A 10,340-nucleotide genomic window follows, 5' to 3' on the forward strand; every position below is an offset into this window, starting at 1 on the left:
TTCCAGTTCGGGATGAACTGGTCCGACTACAGCACCTTCGTCGGCGACATCTTCGGCGCGCCGCTGGCCATCGAGGGCCTGCTGGCGTTCTTCCTCGAGTCGACGTTCCTCGGCCTGTGGATCTTCGGCTGGGACAAGCTGCCGAAGAAGCTGACCTGGCCACCATCTGGCTCGCCGCGACCGGCACGCTGCTCTCGGCGTACTTCATCCTCGCCGCCAACTCCTGGATGCAGCACCCGGTCGGCTACGCGGTCAACCCCGCCACCGGCCGCGCGGAACTCAAGGACTTCGGCGCGGTACTGACCAACTCGACCGCCGTCGGAGCCTTCGCGCACACCATCACCGCGTGCTTCCTCACCGCCGGGATGTTCGTCGTCGGCATCAGCGCGTGGCAGCTCCGGCGTCAGAAGAACGCCGACGTCTTCCGGCCGTCCGCCTCGGCCACGGCCGCCGTCTGGCACTGACGGGCCGCTCAGGCGCGGGCAAGAGCACGGTGATCGCGGCGTTGATGCGCTACCTCGACCCCTCGGCGGGCCGCATCCTGCTGGACGACACGGACACGCTGGCCTGCGACGGCGACTCGGTCCGGGAACGCATGGCCTGGTGCGGCCCGGACACGCACCTGTTCGACAGCACCCTGCGGGAGAACCTCCGCCTGGCCCGCACGTCGGCCACCGACGCCGAACTGCGGACCGCACTCGGCCGGGCTCAGTTGCAGTCCTGGCTCGCGGCCCTGCCGGAGGGGCTCGACACGGCGCTGGGCACGCACGGAACCCCGGTGTCCGGCGGGGAGCGTCAGCGCATGGGCGTAGCTCGCGCCTTGTTGTCGGATCGCCCGATCCTGCTGCTGGACGAACCGACGGCGCACCTGGACGCCCCGACGGCAGCAGCGTTGGCGGCCGACGTGCTGAAGGCGACCGAGAGCCGGTCGGCACTGGTGGTGACCCACCGGCCGGCGGAATTCGCGGCGCTTCCCACGGTGGCCATCCCCGGCGGCGCGGGCGGAGTGCGCTGACTGCGTCAGCTCGGCTCGGTCACCGCGGAACCCACCACACGAGCTCGCTCGCCCGCACCTCCCAAGCCCCGCCCTGCGGGGCCGCTGTCTCGGTGAGTTCGGCCGGCCCGTGCTCTGCCGGGCTGCCGTCGTGGGTCAGGGAGAGCGTCAGCCTCTCCGTACCCGACCGCACCGATACCCGGACCGAACCGGCACCGGTGTGGCGGGCGATCAGGGTCAGCCCGGCCCGCAGTGCCGCGAGCAGCTCGTCGGCCAGCTCGGGCGAGAGGCCGTCGAGCTTGCCGGAGAACTCCGTCGACGTGGTGAGCCCCAGGTCCGCCAGCACCTCCAGCACCCGGTCGTGGACGCTCGCCGCGCGGCGGGGCAGCACGTCGTCCAGCTGGAAGACCGTCTCGCGAACCTGGGTGATCACCGCGTCGATGTCGGTGATCGCCTCGCGGACCCGGCGCGCGACCACCTCCGAGCGGGCCGCGCCTGCCGTTGTCTGCAGGGACAGGCCGATGCCGTACAGCTTCTGCACGACCTGGCTGTGCAGCTCCGCCGCGATCCGGTCGCGCTCGTCGTACAGCTCGTTGCGCTGCTGCTCGGCGCGGGCGTCGGCCAGCTCGATCGCCAGCGACGCCTGACCGGCGAACCCGGCCGCCATCTCGAGGTCGTCGCCGGTGAAGCCCGCCCGGCCGGTCTTCCGGGCCGCCGTGAGCACCCCGTTCACCTCGCCGCCGCCGGTCAGCGGGACCACGAGCACGGCGTCGAGGTCCGTCCGCAGCGGAGATGGCCCGGCGGTCCGGGACTGCCGGTCGGTCCACGACGCCATGAGCGGCTCGCCGTCGGCGAAGACCTCGCCCGCCATCGTGCCCGCGGGTTCGACGAGCTTTCCCATCAGCTCACCGGCACCGTCGCCGACCGCGACTTCGATGCGGAGACGCTCGCCGTCGGGCCGCAGCACGGTCACCAGGTCCGCGTCCGCCAGGTCGAGCGTGTATCGGGCGATCAGCTCCAGGGACCGCCCGTTCTGCACCGCGAGCAGCTCGCGCATGATCGCGGCCGACGCCTTCAGCCACTCTTGCTGTTTGCGCGCGGTCTCGTAGAGCCGCGCGTTGGCGATGGCCTGTCCCGCGGTGGCGGCCAGCGCGAGCGCCAGCTGCTCGTCCTCCGCGCTGAACTCCCCGTGCCGGCACTCGGTGAGGTAGAGGTTGCCGAACACGACACCCCGCACCCGGATCGGCACGCCCAGGAAGCTGCGCATCGGCGGATGGTCGTCCGGGAAGCCCGAGGAGCGGGGGTCGTCGGCGATCGTCGCCAGCCGGATCGGGCGCGGGTCCTCCACCACGGCCCCCAGCAGGCCCTTGCCCTCCGGCAGCCGGCCGACCCGCGCCACCGTCTCGTCGTCCATGCCGACGTGGACGAACTCGGCGAGCTGGCCGTCGGTCCCGATCACGCCCAGTGCCGCGTACCGGGCGCCGAGCAGCTCACGGCCCGCCTCGACGATCCGGCGCAGCAACGTCGGCAACGCGAGGTCACCGGCGACCTCCTGGCTCGCCCGCAGCAGGCCGCGCAGCCGGCCCTGCGTGCCCATGACCTCCTGGGCCCGCTCGACGAGCTGGCCCAGGAGCTGGTCCAGCTCCATCCTCGGCAGGTCGGGGAACGTCAGCTGCTCGTCACTCGCCGGGTCCACGTCCACCACCTCGCTCGCCCCGGGGCGGCCATGGTCCAGTCTCCCGCCCCGGAGGGGGCGGCGGTCAAGCCGAAGTGCGAGCGGATGCGGTGATTTCTCCACCGGATCGATCAAGAGATCTTGCAAACGGCGTACCAGGTGCGTCGGCCCAGCCGCTGGACAGCCAGCGCGAGGTGCTCGGCCCGGCGGTACAGCTCCCGCAGCCGCATCTCGCGCCGCGGGTCCGGTTCGGTTTCCAGTCCCGCGATCGCCCGGCGGTACGCGTGCTCCGTGGCGTCCAAAGCGGACAGTGCCGCATCGGCACCCGCGGCGGCGTCGGTGTCCGGCAAGGAGTCCAGGGCTTGGTGCAGCATGTCGAACGCGGTCACCACCGTGAGGACCATCGCCATCAGGTGGTCGTCCGGCGGCGTACGGGACAAATCGGACTCGCGGACGAGCATGTACGCCGCGTCGGCGATCTCCCCGAGCCGCTCGGCCAGCTCGAACACGTCCTCGGCTTCGATCGGCGTGCTGAACGCCTCCCGCACGGCCACCAGCACCTGACGGCGCTCGGCCGACTGCACCAGCAACGGCGTGTGCAGTTCCCCGCCGGTCGGCAGGCCGCGGGCCCAGCCCGCCAGTGCCGTCAGCAGGTCGCCGACCGTGTCGGCCTGGTCGCGCAGCAACCCGAGCACGTCCGGGTTGTGCGGCAGGAACCACGTCTTGGGCAGCCTCATGCCCACCACCTCCACAGGGGAAGCGCGGCGGCCCCCAGCACGGCACACGCCGGCAGGGTGACCAGCCACGCGGAACAGATCTCGCCCACCACGGCCCACCGCACGTGGCGGACGCGGCGGCTCGCGCCGGCGCCGACCACCGAAGCGGCGACGACGTGGGTCGTGCTGACCGGTGCCCCGGCCGCCGCGGCGGCGAGGATGACCGCGGCCGAGCTGCCCTGGCTCGCCAGGCCGTCCGCGGGCCGCATCCGGTAGATACCGCGCCCGACGGTCCTGACGACGCGCCAGCCCCCGGACGCGGTCCCGAGGGTCATGGCCGCCGCCGCAACGAGCTTGACCCACAGCGGGACGGCGAAGGCGCCGAGATGTCCGGTCGCGACCAGCAGCAGAGTGATGACCCCCATGGACTTCTGGGCGTCGTTCGCGCCGTGGCTGAAGGCCAGGGCGCCGGCGGTCAGCCACTCCGCCCGCCGCAGCACGGTGTCCACCCCTCGGCGAGCGCGGCGCAGGGCCCGTCGCACCAGCAGGTCGGCCGCCGCGCCGAGCCCGGCGCCCAGGAGCGGCGACAGCGCCAGCCCGGCCAGCACCCCCAGCACGCCGGAGACGTGGAAGCCGTCGATCCCGCCCCAGCGCACCCCGGCGAACCCGCTCGCCCCGACCAGGCCGCCGACCAGCGCGTGGGAGGAGCTGGACGGCAGCCCCCGCCACCAGGTGAGCAGGTTCCAGGCGATCCCGGCGGTCATGGCCGCGCCGACCGCGGGCAGTACGTCCGCGGCCGGCAGCCGGACCACCCCGCCGACGGTGTCGGCGACCGTCGTCCCCGCCACCAGCGGCCCGGCGACGTGGCACGCGGCGGCCAGCAGGAGCGCGGCGCCCGGGGTGGCCGCGCGGGTCGCGACCAGCGCGGCCACCGAGTTCGCCGAGTCGTGGAAGCCGTTGGTGAAGTCGAAGACCAGGGTGATCGCGATCGCCGCGGCCAGGACGGCCGCGGCGGTCACGCCTCAGCCCTCCCAGGCCCAGTGCCGGACCTCGGGCAGGTCCTCGCCGTGGGCGCGGATCCACCGGCGGTGCCGTCCCTGGGCCTCGGTCATCCGCTGCCGCAGCACCCCGGCCGTCGCGGAGAGGCCCGGGACGCGGTCGATCACGTCGATCACCAGCTGGAACCGGTCCAGGTGGTTGAGCACCAGCATGTCGAACGGCGTGGTCGTCGTGCCGTGCTCGGTGTAGCCGCGCACGTGGAGCTCGTGGTGTCCGGTGCGGCGGTAGGCCAGCCGGTGGATCAGCCACGGATAACCGTGGTACGCGAAGATCACCGGGCGGTCCGGGGTGAACAGCGCGTCGAACTCCCGGTCGCTCAAGCCGTGCGGATGCTCCGCCTCGGGCTGCAGGCGCATGAGATCCACGACGTTCACCACCCGGACAGCCAGATCCGGCAGTTCCTGCCGCAGGATCTTCGCGGCGGCCATGACCTCCAAAGTGGGGGCGTCGCCCGCGCAGGCGAGGACGACATCGGGCTCGCGGTCGGTGTGCGTGCTCGCCCACTCCCAGATGCTCACGCCCCGCGCGCAGTGCAAGGCCGCCTGCTCGGCGTCGAGCCAGTTCGGCGTGTCGTTCTTGCCCGCGACCACGACGTTGACGTAGTCGCGGCTGCGCAGGCAGTGCGCCGCGACCTCCAGCAGCGTGTTGGTGTCCGGCGGGAAGTACACCCGCACCACCTCGGAGCTCTTGTTCGCGACGTGGTCGACGAACCCGGGGTCCTGGTGGGAGAACCCGTTGTGGTCCTGCCGCCACACGTGCGAGGTGAGCAGGTAGTTCAGCGACGCGATCGGCCGCCGCCACGGGATCTGCCGGTGCACCCGCAGCCACTTGATGTGCTGGTTGACCATCGAGTCGACGATGTGGACGAACGCCTCGTAGCAGGAGAACAGCCCGTGCCGGCCCGAGAGCAGGTAACCCTCGAGCCAGCCCTGGCACAGGTGCTCCGAGAGCACTTCGAGCACGCGGCCGTCGCGGGCCAGGTGCTCGTCGACCGGCTCGATCGCCGCCTGCCACTGCTTGCCGGTGACGTCGTAGACCGCGTCGAGGCGGTTGGACGCCGTCTCGTCCGGGCCGAACAGGCGGAAGTTCGCCCGGTCGGCGTTGAGGGCGAAGACGTCCCGCAGGAACCGGCCCAGTACCCGGGTCGGCTCGGCCGCTGTCGCGCCCGGCGTAGTGACCGCGACGGCGTGGGCCGCCGTGTCCGGCAGGGTCAGCGGCCGCAGCAGCACGCCGCCGTTGGCGTTCGGGTTCGCGCCCATCCGCCGCTCCCCCGCCGGGATCATCGCCGTGACGTCGGCGACCGGACGGCCGGACTCGTCGAACAACTCCGAAGGCCGATACGACAGCAGCCAGTCCTCCAGCTGCTTCAGGTGGTCCGCGTTGTGGCGCACCTCGGCGAGCGGCACCTGATGGGACCGCCAGGTGCCCTCCACCGGCTGTCCGTCCACAACGGACGGTCCGGTCCAACCCTTGGGACTGCGCAGGACGATCATCGGCCACGCGGGGCGGCCGGTGTGCCGGTGGATCACGGCGAGGTCGGCGATCGCCGAGTCGAGCGCCGCCGCCATCGCCTGGTGCATCGTTTCCGGGTCGCTGCCTTCGACGTAGATCGGAGCGTAGCCGTACCCGCGCAGCAGGGCGTCCAGCTCGGCCGGGGCGATGCGCGAGAGCAGCGTCGGGTTGGCGATCTTGTAGCCGTTCAGGTGCAGAATCGGCAGCACCGCGCCGTCGCGAGCGGGGTCGAGGAACTTGTTGGCGTGCCACGACGTGGCAAGGGGGCCGGTCTCGGCTTCGCCGTCCCCGACCACGCAGACGACGAGTAAGCCGGGGTTGTCGAACGCGGCCCCGAAAGCATGGGCAAGGGAGTAGCCCAGCTCGCCGCCTTCGTGGATCGACCCAGGCACCTGCGGGGCCACGTGGCTCGGCACACCGCCGGGGAAGGAGAACTGCCGGAACAGCTCGGCCATCCCGGCGGCGTCCCGCGTCACCTCGGGCCACGCCTCGGTGTAACTGCCTTCGAGCCAGGTGTTGGCCAGCAGGGCCGGCCCGCCGTGGCCCGGGCCGGTCACCAGCATCGCGTTCAGGTCATGCACCAGGATCGCACGGTTCAGGTGCGCGTAGACGAAGTTCAGGCCGGGCGAGGTCCCCCAGTGCCCCAGTAACCGGGGCTTGACGTGCTCCGGCCGCAGCGGCTCGCGCAGCAACGGGTTCGCCATCAGGTAGATCTGGCCGGCCGAGAGGTAGTTCGCGGCCCGCCAGAGGGCGTCCACCTGGGCGAGTTCGGTGTCACCCAGCACCGCGGGACGAGCTTCGACGGCGGTCATGCCTTCCGCTCCGGGCGGACCACGAGCACCGGGCACTGGGCGTGCTGGACCAGCGCCTGGCTGGTCGAGCCCAGGAGCATGCCGGCGAAGCCACCGCGGCCGCGGCTGCCCACGACGACCAGCTGCGCTTCCGCGGAGATCTCCAGCAGCGCGTGCCGCGGCCGGTCGCGCACGAGCACGCGCCGGATCTCGACGTCCGGGTACTTCTCCGGCCAGCCGGCGAGCCGCTCGGTCAGCAACCGGTCTTCGCCCTCTTCGAGGCTTTCCGGCTGGGTCAGGATCCGGGCCGTGCCGCGCGTGTCTTCGTAGACGACGTCGTTCCAGGCGTGCACCGCGACCAGCGGAACGCCGCGGAGGGAGGCTTCCTCGAACGCGACGGCGATGGCCTGCTCGCTGTTCGGGCTGCCGTCGATGCCGACCGCCACCGGGCCGGCCTCCGAGTCGTGCTGGCCGCGGACGACCGCGACCGGGCAGTGCGCGTGGCCGGCGACCGCGGCCGCGGTGCCCCCGAGGAGCATGTCCGCGAACCCTCCGGTGCCGGTCCGGCCGACGACGAGCATCCGGGCGTGCCGCGACTCCTCGATCAGCATCGGTACCGGCGGGTCGTTGAGCAGCTCGGTGGTGACGACCAGCTCGTCGTCGACCGACGCGGCGAGGGCGCGGGCGTCGGCGATGGCTCGTTCACCGTCCGACTGAACGGCCGCGAACAGCGTCGCCGCGCCGATGCCCGTCATGCCCCCGCCGTAGTAGAGGCCGGCGACCTGCAGCCCGTGCACGATCTTCAGCTGGAGGTGACGCCGGGAGGCGAGCTCCGCCGCCCACGTGACGGCGGCGGCCGAACCGGCCGAGCCGTCGACGCCCACGGTGATCCTCGGATCGTTGGCGGTCATCGTGTCTGCTCCTCACCCGCGTAAGCGGTCTCCGCGGCGACGACACCAGGGACGGCGAGCGCCAGCAACTGGGCGACGTGCCGGTCGGAGTCGTCGTCGAACTGGTCGGTGATGTGCACGAACCCGTCGCGCACGTCGACGTGCCAGCGGCCGCTGCCGCCGTAGATCTCCAGGCGGTGCCTGACATCGCGGGCGATGTCGACGTCGTCGCGGGCGAGCACCCGGACGATGTCGCCGCGGGTGACGATGCCGACCACGGCCGAGCCGTCGACGATCGGCATCGCCCGGATCCGGGCGTCCACCAGCGCCTGGCACAGATCGGCGACGTCGGTACCGGTGCTCATCGCCGTGACGGGACTGGTCATCAGGTCGCCGACCGACTTGCCCGCCGTGGCTTCGCGGGGTTCGTGGACGTAACGGGGATCGGCCGGGATGCGGCCGCGGATCAGGTCGGCCTCGGTGACGATGCCGACCAGCCGGTCGTCGTCATCGACCACCGGCAGTGCGGTGAAGCCGTGCGCGGCCAGCAGCTCGGCCGCTTCCTTCGCGGACGTCCACGGGTGCACGGTGATCACCGGCGCGGTCATCAGGTCGCGTGCTCGCATCGGGGTTCCTTTCGTGTCACCTCCCAACTTAGGAAGGCCGTTCCGGGAACACCGCCGTCATCGGTCACCGGTCGTGAGGACTTATGTCCCTTCGACGGATCGCGTCCACAGTGGACGAAGGTCGCGCCGGAGGTCACACCACGCTCGACGGACGCCTGCGGGTTCACCGGCGACCATGGAGTGCTGGAATTCGCCGAGCAGGCGCGCATCCACGGGCATGACGGGCGCTGCGGCTTCGAGGGCGTACCGCAGCCGTTCGGCGGCTTTCCGGATGTCGTGGACCGCAAGCTCACGGTCGGGCGCCGTGGGCAGGGCCGCGACCCGGTCGTCCACCTCTTCGGCCACGGCGCGGGCCAGCGGGGGCAGCACCTTCGCGGCCGGGCGACGGGCCGCTTTGGGCCAATCGTGGCGCGGCTGTTCGCTGAGTACCACTTCGAGCACGTCGAGCGCGTTCAGCAGCTGGAGGTACCGGTAGCTGTCCAACGCGCGCGGCACGCGGGCACCGGCGAGCTGCGCCGGCGCGAGTTCCCCGCCCAGCCACCGCAGGGCTCCGCCGAGCCCCTTCAGGAGCTTCCGCCCGCCGAGCACCGGTGCGTAGGCGGTGAAGACCCTGCGCAGCCGCCGCGTAGCCACGCGCAGCTGATGCACCGAATCGGGCATCCCGCGCCGGACGGCCAGGTCCGCGGCGGCCAGCGCGGCGATCTGGGCCCGCACGTACTCCAGGACCACACCCCGGGCCGAGTGGTCGGGCGGCCGGGACGGCGCCGCGAGCCGGTCCCCGAGGCGGGCCCGCAGCTCCGCCGGGCCGCCCCGGAGCCGCGCGACGAGGACCAGCTCGTCGTCGCGGGTGTAGGCACGCACGAGCCGGGACAGGGTCGGTGGCACCCCGCGGTCCGAACCGGCCAGGCTGATCGGCCCGTCCGGGGTGTCGAGGCACCACCGGCCGCCCTGGATGCCCAGCGTGAGGTGGTTCCGGAGCAGGCGCAGCGAGTCGGTGTCGAAGAACTCCGTCTCGTGCAGGCTCGTCACGGTGGCGCTCATGTCGACCCCAGCCGGCGGCGGGCCAGCAGCGCCAGCCCGAGCAGCACCACCAGGAGCGCCACGGTCACCCACTGGACCGGGGCACGCACCCCGATCACGCCGAACTGGATCGCCAGCCAGCCGGTGAGCACGGCGCAGGCGGCCAGGGCCGCGATCGGCGCCCGGAAGTCGATCCGCCAGGCGAACACCGACGCCACGGCCAACGACCCGCCGACGACGAGCACGAGCGCGATGCCGGGCAGCACCCAGCTGGTCAGCCCGAGCGGGGCCAGCCATTCGACCGGCATCTCGAACCCCGGCGCCCGGGCCATCAGCGAGATGCCGCCGTACACCGCACTCGCCGCGAGCAGGCTCTCGAACGCCGCCAGCAGGCGCATCGTGGCGCGGGTCCGGGCGGTGGTCACGTCCCGCTCCCGGTCCGCTGGGGCCGCACGACCGCCACCGGGCACGGCGAGTGCGCGATCAGCGCCTGGCTCGTCGAGCCGAGCAGCATGCCGGTGAACCCGCCGCGGCCGCGGCAGCCGACCACGATCAGCTGCGCGTCCTCGCCGCGCTCCAGCAGCGTGCGCACCGGACGGCCGCGGACGACCTCGAACTCGATCGCCAGATCCGGGTACTTCCGCTGCCAGCCCACGACCTGCTCGGCCAGCTTGGCGCGCTCCGCCGCCGCGATCTCGACCGGGTCCTCCTGCAGCGGATGCGGGCGCAGCATGCCGTCGGCGAGGACGTCGCTCCAGGTGTGCACCGCGACCAGCGACGTGCCGCGCAGCCGCGCCTCCTCGCAGGCGAACGCGATCGCGGCGTCGCTGTCCGCCGAACCGTCCGCCCCGACGAGCACCGGCCCGGAGACCGGCGGCGGATCGTGCGGGCTCCGGCCCCGGACCACGACGATCGGGCAGTGCGCGTGCGCGGCCACCGCGACCGCGGTCGAGCCCACGAGCAGGCCGGTGAACCCGCCCAGCCCGCGCGAGCCGAGCACGACCAGGTCGGCGTGCTGCGACTCCTGCACCAACGCCGTGACCGGGCTCCACTCCCG

Annotated in this window: 10 protein-coding genes and 1 pseudogene; 2 read left to right on the forward strand and 9 right to left on the reverse strand. The window is 72.8% G+C overall.

Going from position 1 to position 10,340, the window contains the following annotated elements; all coding sequences use genetic code 11:
* Both AB0G28_RS48140 and AB0G28_RS48145 read left to right on the forward strand, forming a co-directional pair.
* A pseudogene (locus tag AB0G28_RS48140) lies at positions 1 to 434 on the forward strand (cytochrome ubiquinol oxidase subunit I); the annotation flags it as partial.
* A 59-nt stretch (positions 435 to 493) separates the two neighbouring features.
* Positions 494 to 1,015 (forward strand): ATP-binding cassette domain-containing protein, encoded by a 522-nt coding sequence (locus AB0G28_RS48145; RefSeq protein ID WP_361106014.1) that lies wholly within the window; start codon positions 494 to 496, stop codon positions 1,013 to 1,015.
* Between the two features lie 19 nt (positions 1,016 to 1,034).
* On the opposite strand, the gene AB0G28_RS48150 is transcribed toward AB0G28_RS48145, so the two are convergent.
* From AB0G28_RS48150 to AB0G28_RS48190, 9 genes are all read right to left on the reverse strand, one after another.
* Entirely contained in the window at positions 1,035 to 2,690 is a 1,656-nt protein-coding gene (locus tag AB0G28_RS48150) for a GAF domain-containing protein (protein ID WP_361106017.1), read from the reverse strand.
* A 110-nt stretch (positions 2,691 to 2,800) separates the two neighbouring features.
* Complete coding sequence (locus AB0G28_RS48155) at positions 2,801 to 3,406, reverse strand: hypothetical protein (protein WP_361106020.1); 606 nt, start codon at positions 3,404 to 3,406, stop codon at positions 2,801 to 2,803.
* Complete coding sequence (locus AB0G28_RS48160; protein WP_361106023.1) at positions 3,403 to 4,404, reverse strand: inorganic phosphate transporter; 1,002 nt, start codon at positions 4,402 to 4,404, stop codon at positions 3,403 to 3,405. The genes AB0G28_RS48155 and AB0G28_RS48160 overlap by 4 nt, the downstream gene beginning before the upstream one ends.
* Positions 4,405 to 4,407: 3 nt before the next feature.
* Positions 4,408 to 6,768, reverse strand: a complete 2,361-nt coding sequence (locus AB0G28_RS48165; RefSeq protein WP_361106025.1) for a phosphoketolase family protein — start codon at positions 6,766 to 6,768, stop codon at positions 4,408 to 4,410.
* Positions 6,765 to 7,658: a universal stress protein gene (locus tag AB0G28_RS48170; protein WP_361106027.1), complete on the reverse strand. Its 894-nt coding sequence runs from the start codon at positions 7,656 to 7,658 to the stop codon at positions 6,765 to 6,767. The genes AB0G28_RS48165 and AB0G28_RS48170 overlap by 4 nt, the downstream gene beginning before the upstream one ends.
* The gene (locus tag AB0G28_RS48175) at positions 7,655 to 8,263 is read right to left on the reverse strand and encodes a CBS domain-containing protein (RefSeq protein ID WP_361106030.1); all 609 of its coding nucleotides are present in this window, start codon (positions 8,261 to 8,263) and stop codon (positions 7,655 to 7,657) included. Before AB0G28_RS48175 ends, AB0G28_RS48170 begins: the two co-directional genes overlap by 4 nt.
* 81 nt (positions 8,264 to 8,344) lie before the next feature.
* Positions 8,345 to 9,304, reverse strand: a complete 960-nt coding sequence (locus AB0G28_RS48180; RefSeq protein WP_361106033.1) for a CHAD domain-containing protein — start codon at positions 9,302 to 9,304, stop codon at positions 8,345 to 8,347.
* Positions 9,301 to 9,708 carry a hypothetical protein gene (locus AB0G28_RS48185; protein WP_361106035.1) on the reverse strand — a complete coding sequence of 136 codons (408 nt, stop codon included), beginning with the start codon at positions 9,706 to 9,708 and terminating at the stop codon, positions 9,301 to 9,303. Before AB0G28_RS48185 ends, AB0G28_RS48180 begins: the two co-directional genes overlap by 4 nt.
* The coding region (locus AB0G28_RS48190; protein WP_361106038.1) for a universal stress protein at positions 9,705 to 10,340 on the reverse strand (636 nt) is incomplete at its 5' end. The genes AB0G28_RS48185 and AB0G28_RS48190, both read right to left, overlap by 4 nt.

Source organism: Amycolatopsis sp. NPDC021455 (genome assembly GCF_040640995.1).
Classification (GTDB): Bacteria; Actinomycetota; Actinomycetes; order Mycobacteriales; family Pseudonocardiaceae; genus Amycolatopsis.